The sequence below is a fragment of the Ramlibacter sp. WS9 genome, from assembly GCF_003797765.1.
Classification (GTDB): Bacteria; Pseudomonadota; Gammaproteobacteria; order Burkholderiales; family Burkholderiaceae_C; genus Ramlibacter.
The window spans coordinates 175719-193353 of the sequence record NZ_RKMB01000006.1 but is presented as its reverse complement, the minus strand read 5'-3'; the positions used below and the strand labels follow the sequence as shown (position 1 = coordinate 193353).

The following is a 17635-nucleotide window of genomic DNA, read 5'->3' as shown; positions in this document are numbered from 1 at the left end:
GGACCGTAATGCAGTACCCCCAGGCGACACCCGCTCCCATCGATCCACTCGCGCAGCTCAACGAGGAGCAGCGCGCCGCAGCAATGCACGGCACCGGCGAAACGGCAAGCGATACGCGGCCTTTGCTCGTCATCGCCGGCGCAGGCTCGGGCAAGACGAACACGCTAGCCCACCGCGTGGCCAACCTCATTCGCCATGGGACGGACCCGCAGCGCATGCTGCTGCTCACGTTCAGCCGCCGCGCGGCGCAAGAGATGGAGCGGCGCGTCGGCGGTGTGCTGCAAAAGGCGCTGGGGCTGCCGCCCACACAGGCGCTGCCCAACCTGCCGTGGTCGGGCACCTTCCACAGCATCGGCGCCCGGCTGCTGCGCGATTACGCGGGGCGCATCGGCCTGGAAGAAAGCTTCACCATCCATGACCGCGGCGACGCCGAAGACCTGATGGGCATGGTGCGCCATGACATCGGCCTGGCGGAAACCAAGAACCGGTTCCCGCTCAAGGGTACCTGCGTGGGCATCTACTCACGCGTGCTCAACACGCGAGACCCGCTCGAAAAAGTTCTGCAGGACACGTACCCGTGGTGCAGCCAGTGGGAAAGCCAGCTCAAGAAACTGTTCGGTGCGTATGTCGAAGCCAAGCAGCAGCAAAACGTGTTGGACTATGACGACCTCCTGCTCTTCTGGGCCGAGATGATGGCCGAGCCGCAGTTGGCCGAAGAGGTGGGTGGGCGCTTCGACCACGTGCTGGTCGACGAGTACCAAGACACCAACCGCCTGCAGTCCGAGATCATCCTGGCGATGAAGCCCACGGGGCAGGGCGTCACGGTGGTGGGCGACGACGCGCAGAGCATCTACTCGTTTCGCGGAGCGACGGTGCGAAACATCCTGGACTTTCCGCACCAGTTCACGCAACCGGCGCGCGTCGTCACGCTCGAGCGCAACTACCGCAGCACGCAGCCGATCCTGGACGCCAGCAACGCCGTGATCGGCGAAGCACGCGAGCGCCACGCCAAGAACCTCTGGACCGACAAGCCATCGAGCCACCGGGCGCAGCTGCTGCTGGTGCCCGATGAAGCCGAGCAGGCGCGCTGGGTGGCCGACCAGGTGCTGCGCCAGCGCGAGGCGGGCAGCACGCTCAAGAGCCAGGCCGTGTTGTTTCGCACCAGCACCCACAGCGCGCCGCTGGAGCTCGAACTCGCGCGCCGCAACATTCCCTTCGTGAAGTTCGGCGGCCTCAAATTCCTGGAGGCTGCCCACGTCAAGGACGTGCTCGCGGTGCTCAGGTTCGCGCAGAACCCGCGCGGGCGCATGGCGGGTTTCCGTGTCACGCAACTGATTCCGGGCATCGGCCCGGCCACGGCGGCGCGCCTGCTCGACGCGATGGGCGAGGCCGCGGAGCCGACGCAGGTGCTGCAGCAGTTCGCGCCGCCCGGCCAGGCGAAGGACGACTGGGCGCAGTTCGTGAAGCTCTACACCGAGCTGCGCAACCCGGAGGTTGCGTGGCCCGCCGATCTGGAACTGGCGAAGGCGTGGTACCTGCCGCAGCTCGAACGGATCCATGACGACGCGCCAACGCGCAAGCTCGACGTCGACCAGCTGGTGCGCCTCGCGGCGGGCTACGCAAGCCGCGAGCGCTTCCTGACCGAACTCACGCTCGATCCGCCCCAGTCCACCAGCGACCAGTCGGGCGTGCCGCACCTGGACGAGGACTACCTGATCCTTTCCACCATCCACAGCGCCAAGGGCCAGGAGTGGAAGGCCGTGCACGTGCTCAACGTGGTCGATGGCTGCATCCCCAGCGACATGGCCACCGGCACGCAGGACGAGCTCGAAGAAGAACGGCGCCTGCTCTACGTCGCGATGACGCGCGCGAAGGAGCACTTGCACCTGATCGTGCCGCACCGGTTCTACGTCACCCAGCAGGGGGGTGGCGGCGACAGGCACATGTACGCCGGCCGTACTCGCTTTATCACCGAAGCGATGGCGGAGAAGTTCGAGCGCATCACCTGGCCCGAGGCCGGTGCGCCGGGTACCGCGCCAGGCGCGAAGCCCGCCGCACCGCTGCTGCAGGTGAGGGATCGGGCGCGGGCGGCTTGGCGGTGATCGCGCCGTCATCCTGGCTGCACAAGACGGACTAGAATGTTCTCTTTATTGCTTCAATTGGAGCAATATTTGCTTCATGTCATCCATCGCCCACTTCCTTCTTGGCCAGACTCGCTCCGCGGTGTTGAGTGAGCTGCTGCTTCACCCGGAGGCAGCGCTCCACGTGCGCGAGTTGGCGCGGCTGACGGGTGCTTCGCCGGGATCGCTTCATCGTGATCTTCGGGCCATGACTGCGTTGGGGCTGTTGCTGCGCCAGGAGGTCGGGCGCCAGGTCCACTACCGCGCCAACACCCAAAGCCCGGTGTTCGATGAACTCTCGGGCCTGTTGCGCAAGACCGTTGGGCTGGTCGACGTACTGCATGAGGCGCTGAATCCGATGGTGGATCAGATCGACTACGCGTTTGTCTATGGCTCCATGGCCAGTGGCGCCGAACACGCTCACAGCGACGTTGACGTGATGATCGTGGGCTCAATCGGCTTCGGCGACGCGGTACAGGCGCTCTCTTCGGCGCAAGACAAACTTCGCCGGGAGGTGAATCCAACGGTGCTCACGACCGCTCAGGTTGCGCGCAAGCTCAAGGAAAAGGACGGGTTTGTCGCGCAAGTCTGGGCCAAGCCTCGTCTGTGGGTCATTGGCAGTGACGATGAGGAAAAACGATGAGCCTTGAAAATCTCGTCAAGATCAACAAGCTCAATCCGCATGTCACCGATGCGGCGGAAGTCGGCCGCCTACGACGACAACTTGGCTGCGCTCCAATCGGCCGGACCTGCTTGACCGGAGCGCGTAGCGCCAGAACCTCGTCTCTTGAAGGACAAGGCGGCACAAGGCATCTCCTACGCCCACGCGCAGGCAGTGCTGACAGATTCCCGTCGTGAGTCGACCGGCAGCAAGAGCAGCAAGTACATTGCGTTCATCCGTCGCGCGATAGACACTCGCGCGTGCATTTTTCCGGCCCGGCGGGGCAACCAGCCCAGCTGGCCTTCGTCCAGTGGGACAATCGACCCATGTCCCCACGGCTCCTGTCGATCAGCAATCCCTCGAACTTTCGCGATCTCGCGGCCCATGTGACGGTGCCGCACGGCCTCCGGCCCCACACGCTCTTCCGTTCCGACCACCTCGGCGCCCTCAACGAGGAAGACGCGCAGCAGATCAAGGCGCTGGGCATCCACCGCGTCCTGGATTTTCGCGGCGTCGACGAACGGACGTCGGCCGCGTGCATGCTGCCGGACGTCGCCGTTCATTCGCTCGCGATCGAACCGACCATCGTGCAGGTGCTGAGTGACCTGCTCACCGCCGGCCGCGAACTCACGCCCGACGAGGTCGTCTCGCACATGCAGGACACCTACCGGGGTTTCGTGCGGCACAACACGCATCGCTTCGCCGAGTTCTTCGCGCACTTGCTCGAGTCCAACCAGCCCACGGTCTTCCACTGCACGGCGGGCAAGGACCGCACCGGTTTCGCGGCGGCCCTGGTGCTGCACGCGCTGGGTGCGTCGAAGGAAGACGTGATGCGCGACTACCTGCTGACCAACGAGCGGCTGAAGCCGGGTTCCTTGCCGAGCGGTTGGCTGCCCCCGGCGGTGGCCGCGGTGCTGCATCGCGTGCAACCGGAGTTCCTTGCGGCTTCGTATGAGGCGGTGGAGCAGGACTATGGGGGGCTCGAAGGCTACTTCCGCGAGGGTTTGGGTCTGCGCGAAGCGGAGCGGGAAAGGCTGAGGGAGTTGTACCTCGTGTCCGGCGCGAAGTAGCGCGGGTCGAGCCCTTACTGACAGCATGCGTGACGGATTCGGATAGATTGGCGGCTTCACCCAGGAGCCACCGATGCCCATCAGCCAGCAAGACAAAGCCAACCGCTTTCGCGACCTGCACCAAGGTCCGAACGCCTTTCTCGTTGCCAATGCCTGGGACGCCGGTTCGGCGCGCATCCTGGCCGGCCTCGGCTTCACCGCCCTTGCGACGTCCAGCGGCGCTTCGGCCAACGTGCTGGGGCGGCGTGACGGCAAGGTCGCGCGTGAGGAAGCGCTGGCGCATTGCAAGGCAATCGCCGCCGCCACAGACCTGCCGCTGTCGGCCGATCTCGAGAAAGGCTTCGGCGACGCGCCGGCCGATGCGGCGCGCACCATCCTGATGGCCGCCGAGGTGGGCGTCGTGGGCGGGTCGATCGAGGACGCGACCGGCAACGCCGGCCAGCCGCTCTATTCGCTGTCCCAGGCCACGGAACGCGTGGCAGCCGCCGTGGAGGCCGCACGCTCGCTGCCGTTCGCCTTCACGCTCACCGCCCGCGCCGAGAATTACTTGCGCGGCAATCCGGACCTCGATGACACGATCGCGCGCCTGCAGGCTTTCGAGAAGGCGGGTGCGGACGTGCTGTTCGCGCCCGGCCTTCCCGATCTGGCGGCAGTGCGCGCCGTCTGCAGTGCGCTCGCGAAACCGGTGAATTTCATGGTGGGCATCAAGGGCAAGTCCTTCTCTGTCGCAGAACTTCAGGCGGCAGGCGTGCGCCGCATCAGCCTGGCGACTTCGCTGTACCGCGCTGCAATGGCGGGCCTGGCGGAAGCGGCGCGCGAAGTGACGGAGCAAGGCACGTTCAACTACCTGGACCGCAACACGCTGGACGTCAACAAGTTCATGGAATAGGTTCGCGCGGACTGCCGGGCAGGCCCGCGATCGCGCTCCTGCGTTGCTTACACCTTGTCGCTTGCGGCGCCTACGCTTCGCGCCGACCGATTCCTACACGGCTGAGGCAGGCGCGGCTGCACATTGGCTCACAGGCGGCAGCGCCAAGGAGCGTACAAATGGCCAATCAGAAGCAGTCGAAGGACAGTACGCCCCGCCACATGATGTACGGGTTGTTGTCTCTCGGCCTCATCGCGGTAGTGGGCGCGGCCTACACCGCGGCCATCGGCTGGCTCTGGTTCCGGCAGGAACGCCTGCTGTTCGAGCCCACGCCCTTGGCGGCCGACCACGTGCTGTCCAGCGATCCCGATGTCGAGGAACTGACCATCGACGTGCCTGGCGCGAAGCTCTCCGCCGCGCATCTGAAGCTGCCGAGCCCACGCGGCGTGGTCTTCTTCCTTCACGGCAACTCGGGCAACCTCACGGACTGCCTTGGCGACATCGATGCGTTCCGCGAAGTCAATTTCGATGTGGTGATGTTCGACTATCGCGGCTACGGCAAGAGCACCGCCTGCATCGAAAGCGAAGACCAGTTGCGCGGCGACGTGCGCTACGTCTGGGAGTATTTCGCCAGCCAGTACGAAGGCAAGCGGGTGGTCATCGCCGGCCAGTCGCTCGGCACGGCGCTGGCCGCCGGCCTGGCGGCCGAGCTTTCCGCCGCCGGGCGCACCCCCGACCTCACCATGCTCGTCTCACCGTACAGCAGCATGCGCGCGCTGGCCGAGGAACTCTATCCATGGGTGCCGCGCAAGGTGCTGCGCTATCCGCTGCACACGGCCGAACATGCCGGGCGTTTGAGCGGCCCGATCATGCTGTTGCATGGCGACAAGGACGAGCTGATCGGCATTCACCACAGCGAATCGCTCTGCACGGCAGCGCCGCATGCGCAGCTGTTCCGGGTCGAAGGTGCTGGCCACAGCGACGTTCACAAGTTCCCCAGCTTCCGAAAGGCGCTGGCGGGCGCGTTGGGCGTCCTCTAGGGCGAGCGGGCGCCAAGTCGAGGCATTTCCTCACACGGCCGTGACCGGCCGAGCCCAACAATAGGCCGCATGGAGTTCGCCGTCTGGTCGGTTGTCGTGGGGGTGCTGCTGATCGTCATGGCGCTCAGCGGCACCGTGCTGGGCCGGCTGCCGTTGTCGACCTCCATGCTCTACCTCGGGGCGGGTCTGGCGGTGAGCCCTTGGGGCTTGAACCTGCTTTCCGCCGACCCGCACGAGCACACCGTATTGCTGGAGCGGCTGACCGAAGTGGTCGTCCTCGTGTCGCTTTTCACGGCAGGGCTCAAGCTCAGTCCCGGCGTGCGCGACAGGCGTTGGCTGCCGCCGTTGCGGTTGGCCATCACGTCGATGATCGTGACGGTGCTGTGCATCGCCGCCGTCGCATATGCCTTCCTGGGGTGGCCCCCGGGCGCGTGCGTGCTGCTGGGGGCGATCCTCGCGCCCACCGATCCGGTGCTGGCCTCCGATGTGCAGGTTCAGCGGCCCGGCGACCGTGACCGGTTGCGCTTCGCCTTGACCGGCGAGGGCGGGTTGAACGACGGCACGGCGTTTCCATTCGTGCTGTTGGGTCTGGGCCTGATGGGCCTGCACGACATCGGCACATGGGGTTGGCGCTGGCTGGCCGTCGACACCCTGTGGGCGGCCACGGTGGGCCCATCGATCGGCGGCCTGTTGGGGCTGGGCGTGGGCCGCATCGTGCTGTACCTGCGTCGCGAACACAAGGAAGCGGTGGGCCTGGACGACTTCCTCGCAATGGGCTTGGTCGCGCTTTCCTACGGCATCTCGCAACTGGCTCATGCGAACGGTTTCCTTGCAGTGTTCGCCGCAGGCATTGCTCTGCGCTACCTGGAGCAATCCGAGACGGCCGGCGCCGCGAGCCGCCGTGCCGCCGCCGAAGCCCACGTCCACCCGGACAAGACCGTTGCCGAAGCCGCGGCGGTGGACCCGCGCCATGCACCGGCCTTCATGGCGCAGGCGGTGCTGGGCTTCAACGAGCAGGTGGAGCGCATCGGTGAAGTGGCCGTCGTCATCACCATCGGCGCCATGCTGTGGGCGGTGCAGTGGCACAGTGGCGCATGGTGGCTGGTGCCGATTCTGTTTCTGGTCGTGCGGCCGGTGGCCGTCGCGCTCGGCCTCGCAGGGTCATCGGTTTCGTCGGGGCAGCGATGGCTGATCGGCTGGTTCGGCATCCGCGGCGTCGGCTCGCTGTACTACCTGATGTATGCGCTCAACCACGGTGTGCCCAGCGACCTGCGCGATCCGCTGATTGCGCTCACGCTGTCGGTGGTGGTGACGTCCATTGTCCTGCACGGAATCTCCGTGACGCCGATGATGGCTGCGTATGAGAAGACGCTGCGGCGGCGGAAAAAAAGCTAAGCCATCACAGCGGGTTGAATGAACGCAATGGCCGCGCCCTGCGGATCCACCAGCGCGCCAAGGCGCCCGACGGTGGGCACGTCCTGCGGCGGTATCGTCAGCGAGCCGCCCAAAGGTGCCACACGCGCCGCCGTCGCGTCGGCTTCTTCCACGCGCACATATGGCAGCCACATCGGCGGCGTGTCTGCGTGCGGCGTTTTCATCAGGCCGGCCCGGGGCTTGCCGTCGGGGCTTTTGAGGATGTAGTAGGTTGCGCCGTCGCCAATCCTCATCTCGTCGTGGGTGTAGCCGAACAGTCCCTCGTAGAAGGCGAGCGACCGGTTCACGTCGGGCGTGAGCAGTTCATTCCAGATCCAGTCGCCTGCAGGGGTCGGGTCGCGGTCGGGGCGGTCGCCCTGCAGGCCCTTCCACAACGAGACGACAGCGCCGGTGGGGTCTGCAAAGGTGGCGCCGCGGCCGACGCCTGCGAAGTCCGACGGGGGCATCAGCGCTTTCGCGCCCGCGGCCAAGGCCGCGTCGAAGCTCGCGTCCACATCCGTGACTGAAAGATAGCTGGCCCAGTGCGTGGGCACGCCGGACGGAGCGCGCAGCAGGCCTGCGATGCCTTCGCCGCCGTTCTGAACCATGTCGTAGTCGCGCCCGGGTGCGGACAACGTTTCGACTTTCCATCCGAAGAGTTTTTCGTAGAACTCCCGGGCCTTGGCGGGGTCGGCGGAGAGATGTTCGAACCAGGTGAATTTGCCGGCGTGGTAGCTCATCGATTGCATCCTGTGGCGGTGTGACGGGGCAACGCGGGTTTAACACACGCACGCGCGCCGTCAAGCTTGCGTGGACTACAGGCTTGTCCTGCGATGGCCGACATCGCTGCGCGTGCGCGTGCCCGAAAGTGGGCTCATCGATCCAGCTTTTTAAAGGAGCTCGACATGAACCGACCAGACAAGCCATCGAACGTTGCCAAGGATGACCGCGACGCGAGCACCGATCAGACCCCCAGCACCGACATGCAGCCCGAAGACACGGGCACAGCCGACAGTGGCAATTCCGCACAAGCCGCCGAGAAGGCCGTGAAACAGACGACCAAGACGCCGGCGGAACAAGGCGGCAAGAGCTGAGTCGCCCGACGCCCCGATGAGCCGGGCTGGCTCTGCGTTTGTCCTACATCCTTCTGCGGCAGTCGCCGACAAGCGTAAACCCGTATGGCCCTCTAGAGTCGTGTCCCAGGGCGGCGCAGGCTGCCCTTCTCGATTCAACAATCCCCAAGGAGTTTCCCGATGAACGCATCCCTCACAACATGCGCCGCGCTGGCACTGGTCGCCGCCGTTTCCCTGGGTGCTTGCACCAAGCGCGACGAAGCCGCCACCACGCCATCCACCTCGACCAGTTCGTCGAGCACCAGCACGCCTGCAGGTGGCAGCACGGCCGGCGGCAGCACCAGCGGTTCCACCGCGGCTGGCAGCGACACGTCCGGCAGCACCAGCGCCAGCGGTTCCCCTTCCGGTAGCGGCAGCACAAGCTCGATGGGCGCTTCGGGTTCCACGTCCGGCTCCGGCAGCACGGCTGGCGGCAGCTCCAGCGACACGTCGGGCGTTGCGAACTCCACCAGCACGGCCACGACGACGACGAAGTAACGTCAGCCGCGAAGGCCCGGCCGGTCTAGCCTTTCTCGACCGGCCGCTTCGGGTCGCTGCACCATTCGCTCCAGCTGCCCGCGTAGAGGGCAGTGGGGCCGAATCCGGCCAACTCCATCGCAATCACGTTCGGTATGGCACTCGCGCCGCTACCGCAGTGATGGACGACGGTGGCCGGGGCCCGCCCGGCAAGTAGCTGGTCGAACTCCGCCTTGAGCTGCGTCGCCGGCTTGAACTTGCCGTCCGCGCCGATGTTCTGCGTAAAGGGCCGGTTCAAGGCACCGGGGATGTGGCCGGCCACCGGGTCCAACGGCTCCACCTCGCCCTTGTAGCGCGGCGTCCCCCGCGCGTCGATGATCGTCTGTTCACGCTTGCCCAGCGCCTTCACGACGTCGGTCGTGGTCACGAGCGATCGCAGCGCCGGGCCAAGCTCGAAGTTCGACTGGAAGTGGGACGGTTCGGCTTGGTCCGTGACCTGTCCGCCTGCGGCCAGCCACGCCTGCAAACCGCCATCGAGGACGGCCACGGCATCGTGGCCCGCCCATTTCAGCATCCACCACAGGCGCCCGCAGTAGTTGGCACCGTTGCGGTCATACACCACCGCCTGCATGTCGTTGGCAAATCCCACGCTGCACAGCCACATGGCGAATTTCTCGCGGCTGGGCAGCGGATGCCGCCCGCCCGAAGCGGCGTCGGGGTGGGGATGGTGCCTGCCGTCGGAATCGACCACGCCCTGGTCGCTCAGGTCCGTGTCCAGGTTGGCGTAAACCGCGCCCGGAATGTGCGTCTTGCGGTATTGCTCTTCACCGGCCGCGGGGTTCATGAGGTCGAAGCTGCAGTCGAAGATCATGAGCGGCTGGCCGCTGGTCTGTATTGCTTGAAGCTGCTGGGCTGAAATGAGGGTGGAATACATAGGTAAATTATGCGGCGATCCACCACGGATTGCGACGCAGCCTAGTGTTCTTCCGCCGGCGAATCGGGCGCGGCGCGTGCACGCAACACCGTCGCGGCAACGCCGCTTCCCACGATCAGCGCCATGCCGGCCCAACCCAGCAGCGGAATGCGGTCGCCGAACAGCGTGATGCTGTAGATCGCGCCGAAGACGATGCCGGAGTACTGCAGGCTGGCCACCACCAGCGTTGCGCCATGGCTGTAGGCGCGTGTCATGCACAGCTGGCCGAGCGAGGCGAGCACCCCGACGGGGATGAGCCACAACGCATGCATCCAGTCCCACGCCGAAAGCCCCGTGACGACCATGCCCAGCGCGCCCGCGACCGTGGAGCCGACGGCGAAGTAGAAGACCGTGCGCGTCTCCGGCTCGCCCAGCTTGCCCAGCGCCATCACCTGCATGTACGCGAAAGCCGCCGTCAGGCCCGACATCAGGCCGATGAGGCCGGCGAACACCTGGTTCTGCTCGATGGTGGGTCGCAGCATCATCACCACACCCGCGAACCCTGCCAGCACGGTGGCGACGAGCGCACCCTGCCGCAAAGGCGCAGCCGCGCCGCGGCGCGGGTTCCAGGCGAGCAGTGCCCCGCCCACCAGGAAGGTTGCAATCCAAACGCTGCTCATGTAGTTCAGCGTCATGGAGGTCGCCAGCGGCAACTCGGCCAGCGAGTAGAACCACGCGCCCAGCGAGATCACGCCGACCAGGCTGCGCCAGAAGTGCATGCCGCCATAGTTCGTGGCCAGCCTCACGCCTTGCCCGCGCGCCAGCAGCCACATGAAGAGCATGCCCAGCACGCCGCGGTAGAACACCAGCTCCGAGCTGCTGAACCAGGCGGACGCGTACTTCACGCACACCGCCATGGTGGCGAAGAAGAACGAGCCCAGGACCATCCAGAGGGCTTGCAATTTTCGGAGTCAGGTCGCGGCCGCCGCGGAACCGGCTTCGCCGGGCCGCTGGAGGCGCCCCCTTGAGGGGGAGAGGGCAACGCCCGAGGGGGCATCGCCGGAGGCGCTTCGGGGGGGGGCCAGTTTCTCGCGGTACCACTCGTGGAAGTGCTGCATGCCGTCTTCCATCGGACTCTGGTACGGGCCGACCTCGTTGTCGCCGCGCAGCATCAAGGCCTTGCGGCCGGCATCCATGCGCTCGGCGATCTCGTCGTCTTCCACACAGGTCTCCATGTAGGCGGCCTGCTGCGCTTCGACGAAGTCGCGCTCGAATGCCGCGATCTCTTCGGGGTAGTAGAACTCGACCATGTTCATGGTCTTTTCCGGGCCCATCGGGTGCAGCGTGGAGACGGTGAGCACGTGCGGGTACCACTCGACCATGATGTGCGGGTAGTAGGTGAGCCAGATCGCGCCGTACTTCGGCTGCTGGCCGTTGCCGTATTGCAGCAGCGCATTCTGCCAACGCTCGTACACCGGGCTGCCGGCCTTGCCCAGGCGGTTGGCCACGCCCACGGTCTGCACCGAGTAGTTGTCCTTGAACTCCCAGCGCAGGTCTTCGCAGTCGACCATGCTGCCCAACCCCGGATGGAACGGGCCGACGTGGTAGTCCTCGAGGTAGACCTCGATGAAGGTCTTCCAGTTGTAGTTGCACTCGTGCATTTCCACGCGATCGAGCACCATGCCGGTGAAGTCCAGGTCCGCGCGCGGGCCCAGGCCGGCCAGGTCGGCGGCGACATCGCGGCCTTGCGGTCCTTTCTCGAACAGCAGTCCGTTCCATTCCTGCAACGGGTAGTTGTTGAGGTTCAGGCACGGGTCCTCGGCGAAATGCGGCGCGCCCAACAGGGTGCCGGCCGGGCTGCCGTTGCCCCCGCTGTACGTCCAGCGATGCAGGGGGCAGACGATGTTGCCGCCGCCCTTGGCCTCCGCGGAGCCGCGGCCCTTGAGGATCACGGCTTGCCGGTGGCGGCACACGTTGGAGATGAGCTCCACGCCTTTGGGCGTGTGCAGCAAGGCGCGGCCGCCACCCTCCTGGGGCAGGGCGTAGTAGTCACCTTGGTTCGGGACGGAAAGCTGGTGCCCCACATAGCGGGGCCCCTGCTGAAAGATGGCGTCCATCTCGCGCTTGAACAGCGCCTCGTCGAAGTAACTGGAAACTGGTAGTTGGCTTGCGGCCTGCTGCAGTTGAAGACTTAAATCAGACATGGGTGACCTGACCTAGAGACTCCCCCTATTAAGGGGCAGGGAAGCGCTTGATCCGTAGAAAATGCGCGCGAGGGAAACTTCCACACAAAAAAACCGGGCTGCACCCGGGTTGAGGGAAGGGGATTGTACCCTCCGGGCTCTGCTCGGGCCGGCTCTGGGGACTCTAGAATCGCTGGTTTGAATCGCTCGATGAACATGCCCAAGGCCTCCCCTACAACCCCAGCCAGCTACGAAGCCGCGCTGGAAGAGCTCGAACAGCTCGTCGGCCTGATCGAATCCGGGCAATTGCCGCTGGAACAATTGCTCACCGGCTATCAGCGCGGGGCCGAATTACTGACGTTCTGCCGTGAAAAATTGCAGGCCGTGGAGAATCAGATCAAAGTGCTGGACGAAGGCACGCTCAAGCCGTGGACGCAAGAGTGAGGGTTTTCTTTGACCTGCGTGCCTGGAGCAACGAACGCCTGACGCGCGTCGAGCAGGCCCTGTCGGACTGGGTCATAGACGACGCGCCGGCGGGCCTGGGCGATGCGATGCGCTACGCCGTGCTCGACGGCGGCAAGCGTCTGCGTCCGTTGCTGGTGCTGGCTGCCAGTGAAGCGGTGCAAGGCAACGACGAGGCCGCCTTGCGCGCAGGCTGCGCGGTGGAACTGATTCATGCCTATTCGCTGGTCCATGACGACATGCCCTGCATGGACAACGACATCCTGCGCCGCGGCAAGCCCACGGTCCACGTGAAGTTCGGCCAGGCCCAGGCGCTGCTCGCGGGTGACGCGCTGCAGGCGCTGGCCTTCGAGCTGCTCGCGCCTGACGGCGAGGCCGTGCCGGCTGCCGTGCAGGCTGCGCTCTGCCGACTCCTGGCCCGGGCCGCGGGCCACTCCGGCATGGCCGGCGGGCAGGCGATCGACCTGGCGAGCGTGGGCCTGGCCTTGAATGAAACCCAGCTTCGCGAAATGCACCGCCTGAAGACGGGCGCGCTGCTGCAAGGCAGCGTGATGATGGGCGCGGCCTGCGGCACCTGCGACGACACTGCGCGTGGGGCGCTGATGCGCTATGGTGCCGCAATGGGCCTGGCATTCCAGGTGGTGGACGACATCCTGGACGTGACGGCCGATTCAGCGACGCTGGGCAAGACCGCGGGCAAGGACGCCGCGCAGGACAAGCCCACCTACGTGTCGTTGCTGGGGCTGGATCGCTCCCGCACTTACGCGCAGGAACTGCTGCAGGAATCGCTGCAGGCGCTGGAAGCGAGCGGCCTGGCGGACACTCAGGCTTTACAGGCATTGGCGATGATGGTGGTCGACCGCGACAGCTGATCCCACGGATACGACGGAAAAACATGGCGATGCTCGAAACGATCAACGACCCCGCGGACCTGCGCAAGCTGCCGCGCGCCCAGCTCAAACCGCTGGCCGATGAACTGCGCGCGTTCGTGCTGGACAGCGTGTCGCGCACGGGCGGGCACCTCAGCTCCAACCTGGGCACGGTGGAACTGACCATCGCGCTGCACTACGTCTTCAACACGCCGTACGACCGGTTGGTGTGGGACGTGGGCCACCAGACCTACCCGCACAAGATCCTCACCGGCCGGCGCGACCGCATGAACTCGCTGCGCCAGCTGGGCGGCCTGTCGGGCTTTCCGCAACGCAGCGAGAGCGAGTACGACGCCTTCGGCACCGCGCACTCGTCCACCAGCATTTCCGCGGCGCTCGGCATGGCGCTGGCGGCCAAGCAGAAGGGCGAGAACCGCAAGGCCGTGGCCATCATCGGCGACGGCGCGATGAGCGCCGGCATGGCCTTCGAAGCGTTGAACAACGGCGGCGTGGCCGAATGCGACCTGCTGGTCATCCTCAACGACAACGACATGTCGATCAGCCCGCCGGTGGGCGCGCTGAACCGCTACCTGGCGCAGCTCATGAGCGGGCAGTTCTACGCCGCGGCCAAGAGCGTCGGCAAGAACGTGCTGAAGGTGGCGCCGCCCCTGTTCGAATTCGCCAAGCGCCTGGAAGAGCACACCAAGGGCATGATCGTGCCAGCCACGCTGTTCGAGAAGTTCGGCTTCAACTACATCGGCCCGATCGACGGCCACGATCTCGATTCGCTCGTGCCCACGCTGGAGAACATCAAGCACCTGAAGGGCCCGCAGTTCCTGCACGTCGTTACCAAGAAGGGCCAGGGCTACAAGCTGGCCGAGGCCGACCCGGTGGCCTATCATGGGCCCGGCAAATTCGACCCTGCGGTGGGCATCCTCAACCCCACGGCGCCGCCCAAGCAGACCTTCACCCAGGTGTTCGGCCAGTGGCTGTGCGACATGGCCGCCAAGGATTCGCGCCTGGTCGGCATCACCCCCGCCATGCTGATCGGCTCGGGCATGGTGGACTTCCAGACGCAGTTTCCCACCCGCTGCTATGACGTCGGCATCGCCGAACAGCATTCGGTCACCTTCGCCGCCGGCCTGGCCTGCGAAGGGTTGAAGCCCGTGGTGGCGATTTATTCCACCTTCCTGCAGCGCGCGTATGACCAGCTGGTGCATGACGTGGCGTTGCAGAATCTGCCGGTGGTGTTCGCGCTGGACCGCGCGGGCCTGGTCGGCGCGGACGGCGCGACGCATGCGGGCGCGTACGACATACCTTTCCTGCGCTGCGTGCCCAACGTGAGCATCGCCTGCCCGGCCGACGAGCGCGAATGCCGCAAGCTGCTCTCGACGGCGTTCGAGCAAAGCCATCCGGTGGCCGTGCGTTATCCGCGTGGCGCGGGGGCGGGCGTGGCCACCGAGCCGGGCCTCGAAGCGTTGCCGTTCGGCAAAGGCGAGGTGCGGCGCGAAGGCAAGCGCGTCGCGATCCTCGCTTTCGGCACGCTGCTTTATCCGGCATTGGCGGCGGCGGAGCGACTGAACGCCACGGTGGTCAACATGCGCTGGGCCAAGCCGATCGATGTCGCGCTGCTGCTGGAAGTCGCGGGCGGTCACGAAGCGCTGGTCACGGTGGAAGAGGGCGCGGTGATCGGCGGCGCGGGCAGCGCGGTGGGTGAAGCGCTGCAGGCGGCCGGTGTGCTGAAGCCGCTGCTGCAACTGGGCTTGCGAGACGAATTCATCGAACACGGCGATCCGGGCAAGCTGCTCGCGCTCCAGGGGCTCGATGCGGCGGGCATCGAAGCATCGGTGCTCGCGCGCTTCGGCGACCTTGTGGAGCGCATGCCGCCCGCGTTGAAGGTCGTCGGTTAAAACGTTCTTTTGGTTCCTGTAGCTTTGCTGACAGGAGGCTGAGAACCAAAGGATTCCGGGTATTTCTCAAGGGAAAACCCCTGAGTACCTAAGTGGGCGCGTTCCTAGAATTGCGGGCAGATCAGGGCAGCAAATAGTTGTCTCGAATCTTTGAGTCTCCAGTTCAACTTCCACGCTAGAGGAGCGCATCCATGGATCGTCGATCAATCATCAAGAATGCCGGTATTGCCGGCGTACTGGCCGCGGGCATCGCCCCGGCAGTACATGCCCAGGCCGCCATTCGCTGGCGCCTCGCTTCCAGCTTCCCGAAGGCGCTGGACACCATCTTCGGCGGCGCCGTCACTTTCGCCGAGCGCGTCAAGGCGATGTCGGGCGGCAAGTTCGAAATCTCCGTTCACGCGGCCGGCGAGCTGATGCCCGCCTTCGGCGTGGTCGACGGCGTGCAGCAAGGCTCCGTCGAAATGGCCCACACGGCGCCGTACTACTTCTTCGGCAAGGACGAGTGCTTCGCCCTGGGCTGCGCCATCCCCTTCGGCCTGAACAGCCGCCAGATGACGGCCTGGATGCTCGAAGGCAACGGCATGAAGCTGATGCGCGAGTTCTACGCCAAGTACAACATCATTAATTTCCTCGGCGGCAACACCGGTGCCCAGATGGGCGGCTGGTATCGCAAGGAGATCAAGTCGGTCAAGGACATCAAGGGCCTGAAGATGCGCATCGGCGGCTTCGCCGGCAAGGTGCTCGAGCGCGTCGGTGGCGTGCCGCAGAACATCCCCGGCGGTGAAATCTACACCGCGCTCGAAAAGGGCACGATCGATTCCGCCGAGTGGGTGGGTCCGTACGACGACCAGAAGCTGGGCTTCAACAAGGTCGCCCCGTTCTACTACTACCCCGGCTGGTGGGAAGGCGGCCCCGAGCTCGACTTCTTCATCAACGACAAGGCGTTCAACGCGCTGTCGGCCGAGAACAAGGCCATCGTCCAGGCAGCGGCCGCCGAGGCCCACGTGACGATGCAGGCCAAGTACGACGGCCTCAACCCCAACGCGCTGAAGCAGCTCGTGGGTGCCGGCACCAAGCTGCGCCCCTTCCCTCAAGACGTCATGGCCGCAGCCTTCAAGGAGGCCCTGGGCCTGTACGAAGAGCTCAACGCCAAGAACGAGAACTGGAAGAAGATCTACGCCGACTACTCGAAGTTCCGCGCCGACCAGAACCTGTGGTTCCGCTTCACCGAAGCCACGTTCGACCGCTTCATGCAAGCGCAGAAGCTGTAAGACCCGTTTCCTTTTTCCTTTCCGGAATTTCTCGCCGCGCCTCGTGCGCGGCTTTTTTTTGCTTTTCAGAAACCTGACACAGCGCGGGCATACGTGGTTCTTCGTAAGTGGGTTGAAAGGCTTCGCGCCCGGCGCCATCGCATCATCGCGCCGCTGAATTCATCAACCCAGGAGAAAGAACAATGGATCGTCGTTCCCTCATCAAGCATGCCGGCATCGCGGGCGTTCTGGCCGCCGGCATCGCGCCGGCCGTGCACGCGCAAGCCGCCGTCCGCTGGCGCCTGGCCTCCAGCTTTCCCAAATCGCTCGACACCATTTTTGGCGCGGCCGAAGTGTTTTCGCAGAAGGTCAAGCAGCTGTCCGGTGGCAAGTTCGAAGTGTCCGTTCACGCGGCCGGCGAGCTGACGCCGGCGTTCGGCGTGGTCGACGCCGTGCAGCAAGGTTCCGTGGACGCAGCCCACACCGCACCGTACTACTTCTTCGGCAAGGACGAGACGTTCGCCATCGGGGGCGCCATCCCCTTCGGCCTGAACAGCCGGCAGATGAGCGCGTGGACCTACGAGGGCAACGGCCTGAAGCTCATGCGCGAGTTCTACGCCAGGTACAACATGATCAGCTTTCCCTGCGGCAACACCGGCGCGCAGATGGGCGGCTGGATGCGCAAGGAGATCAAGAGCGTGAAGGACCTGAAGGGCCTGAAGTTCCGCATCGGCGGTTTCGCGGGCAAGGTGCTCGAGCGCCTGGGCGGCGTGCCGCAGAACATCCCCGGCGGTGAGATCTACACGGCTCTGGAAAAAGGCACCATCGACGCCGCTGAATGGATCGGCCCGTACGACGACCAGAAGCTGGGCTTCAACAAGGTCGCGCCGTTCTACTACTACCCCGGCTGGTGGGAAGGCGGCTTGCAGCTGGACCTGTACGTCAACCAGAAGGCCTACGACGCGCTGAACGCAGAGCAGAAGGCCATCGTCGAGATGGCCAGCACCTTCGCGCACGTGGAAACGCAGGCCAAGTACGACGTGAAGAACCCCACCGCGCTCAAGCAGTTGGTGGGCGCCGGCGCGAAACTGCGCCCGTTCCCCGCCGACGTGATGGCCGAGGCGTTCAAGCAGGCGATGGGCCTGTACGAAGAGCTGAGCGCGAAGAACGAGAACTGGAAGAAAGTCTACGCCGACTACAACAAGTTCCGTTCCGACCAGAACCTGTGGTTCCGCTTCACCGAAGCCACGTTCGACCGCTTCATGCAGTCGCAGAAGCTGTAACGCG

The 17635-nt window shown here is 65.5% G+C and carries 17 protein-coding genes; 12 read left to right on the top strand and 5 right to left on the bottom strand.

Annotation, left to right across the window (positions count from 1 at the left end; translation table 11 throughout):
• Positions 1–8: 8 nt before the first annotated feature.
• The 6 genes from EEB15_RS12270 to EEB15_RS12245 all read left to right on the top strand — a co-directional run bounded on the left by EEB15_RS12270 (position 9) and on the right by EEB15_RS12245 (position 7154).
• Positions 9–2102: an ATP-dependent helicase gene (locus EEB15_RS12270; RefSeq protein ID WP_141510142.1), complete on the top strand. Its 2094-nt coding sequence runs from the start codon at positions 9–11 to the stop codon at positions 2100–2102.
• A gap of 76 nt (positions 2103–2178) precedes the next feature.
• Positions 2179–2763 carry a nucleotidyltransferase domain-containing protein gene (locus EEB15_RS12265; protein WP_233259468.1) on the top strand — a complete coding sequence of 195 codons (585 nt, stop codon included), beginning with the start codon at positions 2179–2181 and terminating at the stop codon, positions 2761–2763.
• A gap of 344 nt (positions 2764–3107) precedes the next feature.
• Positions 3108–3851 carry a tyrosine-protein phosphatase gene (locus tag EEB15_RS12260; protein ID WP_141510141.1) on the top strand — a complete coding sequence of 248 codons (744 nt, stop codon included), beginning with the start codon at positions 3108–3110 and terminating at the stop codon, positions 3849–3851.
• Between the two features lie 73 nt (positions 3852–3924).
• Positions 3925–4740 (top strand): isocitrate lyase/phosphoenolpyruvate mutase family protein, encoded by an 816-nt coding sequence (locus EEB15_RS12255; RefSeq protein ID WP_141510140.1) that lies wholly within the window; start codon positions 3925–3927, stop codon positions 4738–4740.
• Positions 4741–4898: 158 nt separating this feature from the next.
• Positions 4899–5759 (top strand): alpha/beta hydrolase, encoded by an 861-nt coding sequence (locus EEB15_RS12250; RefSeq protein WP_141510139.1) that lies wholly within the window; start codon positions 4899–4901, stop codon positions 5757–5759.
• A 69-nt stretch (positions 5760–5828) separates the two neighbouring features.
• Positions 5829–7154, top strand: coding sequence for a sodium:proton antiporter (locus EEB15_RS12245; protein WP_141510138.1), 1326 nt, complete (start codon positions 5829–5831; stop codon positions 7152–7154).
• On the opposite strand, the gene EEB15_RS12240 is transcribed toward EEB15_RS12245, so the two are convergent.
• The gene (locus tag EEB15_RS12240; RefSeq protein WP_158290076.1) at positions 7151–7912 is read right to left on the bottom strand and encodes a VOC family protein; all 762 of its coding nucleotides are present in this window, start codon (positions 7910–7912) and stop codon (positions 7151–7153) included. The two genes, EEB15_RS12245 and EEB15_RS12240, sit on opposite strands and share 4 nt — an antisense overlap.
• 165 nt (positions 7913–8077) lie before the next feature.
• Between EEB15_RS12240 and EEB15_RS12235 the strand changes: the two genes are divergently transcribed.
• On the top strand, positions 8078–8266 hold the full coding sequence (locus EEB15_RS12235; protein WP_141510136.1) for a hypothetical protein: 189 nt from the start codon (positions 8078–8080) through the stop codon (positions 8264–8266).
• Between the two features lie 134 nt (positions 8267–8400).
• Here the strand turns inward: EEB15_RS12235 and EEB15_RS12230 are convergent, their stop codons facing one another.
• Genes EEB15_RS12230 through EEB15_RS12215 form a run of 4 tightly spaced genes read right to left on the bottom strand, consistent with a single transcriptional unit; the run spans position 8401 to position 11878 of the window.
• A complete protein-coding gene (locus tag EEB15_RS12230) occupies positions 8401–8754 on the bottom strand; it encodes a hypothetical protein (protein ID WP_158290075.1) in 354 nt (117 codons plus the stop codon).
• Positions 8755–8807: 53 nt separating this feature from the next.
• On the bottom strand, positions 8808–9695 hold the full coding sequence (locus EEB15_RS12225) for a sulfurtransferase (protein ID WP_141510134.1): 888 nt from the start codon (positions 9693–9695) through the stop codon (positions 8808–8810).
• Between the two features lie 41 nt (positions 9696–9736).
• Positions 9737–10636 (bottom strand): DMT family transporter, encoded by a 900-nt coding sequence (locus EEB15_RS12220; protein WP_141510133.1) that lies wholly within the window; start codon positions 10634–10636, stop codon positions 9737–9739.
• A 9-nt stretch (positions 10637–10645) separates the two neighbouring features.
• Entirely contained in the window at positions 10646–11878 is a 1233-nt protein-coding gene (locus tag EEB15_RS12215; RefSeq protein WP_141510132.1) for an aromatic ring-hydroxylating dioxygenase subunit alpha, read from the bottom strand.
• Positions 11879–12073: 195 nt separating this feature from the next.
• Here EEB15_RS12215 and EEB15_RS12210 point away from each other — a divergent pair, with 195 nt between their 5' ends.
• The 5 genes from EEB15_RS12210 (at position 12074) to EEB15_RS12190 (ending at position 17631) form a co-directional block, all read left to right on the top strand.
• Complete coding sequence (locus EEB15_RS12210; protein ID WP_141510223.1) at positions 12074–12301, top strand: exodeoxyribonuclease VII small subunit; 228 nt, start codon at positions 12074–12076, stop codon at positions 12299–12301.
• Positions 12298–13191 carry a polyprenyl synthetase family protein gene (locus EEB15_RS12205; protein ID WP_233259467.1) on the top strand — a complete coding sequence of 298 codons (894 nt, stop codon included), beginning with the start codon at positions 12298–12300 and terminating at the stop codon, positions 13189–13191. The genes EEB15_RS12210 and EEB15_RS12205 overlap by 4 nt, the downstream gene beginning before the upstream one ends.
• Positions 13192–13214: 23 nt before the next feature.
• A complete protein-coding gene (gene dxs, locus EEB15_RS12200; RefSeq protein WP_141510130.1) occupies positions 13215–15098 on the top strand; it encodes a 1-deoxy-D-xylulose-5-phosphate synthase in 1884 nt (627 codons plus the stop codon).
• Between the two features lie 191 nt (positions 15099–15289).
• A complete protein-coding gene (locus tag EEB15_RS12195) occupies positions 15290–16369 on the top strand; it encodes a TRAP transporter substrate-binding protein (protein ID WP_141510129.1) in 1080 nt (359 codons plus the stop codon).
• A 182-nt stretch (positions 16370–16551) separates the two neighbouring features.
• On the top strand, positions 16552–17631 hold the full coding sequence (locus EEB15_RS12190) for a TRAP transporter substrate-binding protein (RefSeq protein ID WP_141510128.1): 1080 nt from the start codon (positions 16552–16554) through the stop codon (positions 17629–17631).
• The last annotated feature ends 4 nt before the right edge of the window (positions 17632–17635 follow it).

Bases quoted from the DNA above. Each gene is read 5' to 3' on its own strand.
- EEB15_RS12270 (WP_141510142.1), top strand. From the start codon at position 9: ATGCAGTACCCCCAGGCGACACCCGCTCCCATCGATCCACTCGCGCAG.
- EEB15_RS12265 (WP_233259468.1), top strand. From the start codon at position 2,179: ATGTCATCCATCGCCCACTTCCTTCTTGGCCAGACTCGCTCCGCGGTG.
- EEB15_RS12260 (WP_141510141.1), top strand. From the start codon at position 3,108: ATGTCCCCACGGCTCCTGTCGATCAGCAATCCCTCGAACTTTCGCGAT.
- EEB15_RS12255 (WP_141510140.1), top strand. From the start codon at position 3,925: ATGCCCATCAGCCAGCAAGACAAAGCCAACCGCTTTCGCGACCTGCAC.
- EEB15_RS12250 (WP_141510139.1), top strand. From the start codon at position 4,899: ATGGCCAATCAGAAGCAGTCGAAGGACAGTACGCCCCGCCACATGATG.
- EEB15_RS12245 (WP_141510138.1), top strand. From the start codon at position 5,829: ATGGAGTTCGCCGTCTGGTCGGTTGTCGTGGGGGTGCTGCTGATCGTC.
- EEB15_RS12240 (WP_158290076.1), bottom strand. From the start codon at position 7,912: ATGAGCTACCACGCCGGCAAATTCACCTGGTTCGAACATCTCTCCGCC.
- EEB15_RS12235 (WP_141510136.1), top strand. From the start codon at position 8,078: ATGAACCGACCAGACAAGCCATCGAACGTTGCCAAGGATGACCGCGAC.
- EEB15_RS12225 (WP_141510134.1), bottom strand. From the start codon at position 9,695: ATGTATTCCACCCTCATTTCAGCCCAGCAGCTTCAAGCAATACAGACC.
- EEB15_RS12215 (WP_141510132.1), bottom strand. From the start codon at position 11,878: ATGTCTGATTTAAGTCTTCAACTGCAGCAGGCCGCAAGCCAACTACCA.
- EEB15_RS12210 (WP_141510223.1), top strand. From the start codon at position 12,074: ATGCCCAAGGCCTCCCCTACAACCCCAGCCAGCTACGAAGCCGCGCTG.
- dxs (WP_141510130.1), top strand. From the start codon at position 13,215: ATGGCGATGCTCGAAACGATCAACGACCCCGCGGACCTGCGCAAGCTG.
- EEB15_RS12195 (WP_141510129.1), top strand. From the start codon at position 15,290: ATGGATCGTCGATCAATCATCAAGAATGCCGGTATTGCCGGCGTACTG.
- EEB15_RS12190 (WP_141510128.1), top strand. From the start codon at position 16,552: ATGGATCGTCGTTCCCTCATCAAGCATGCCGGCATCGCGGGCGTTCTG.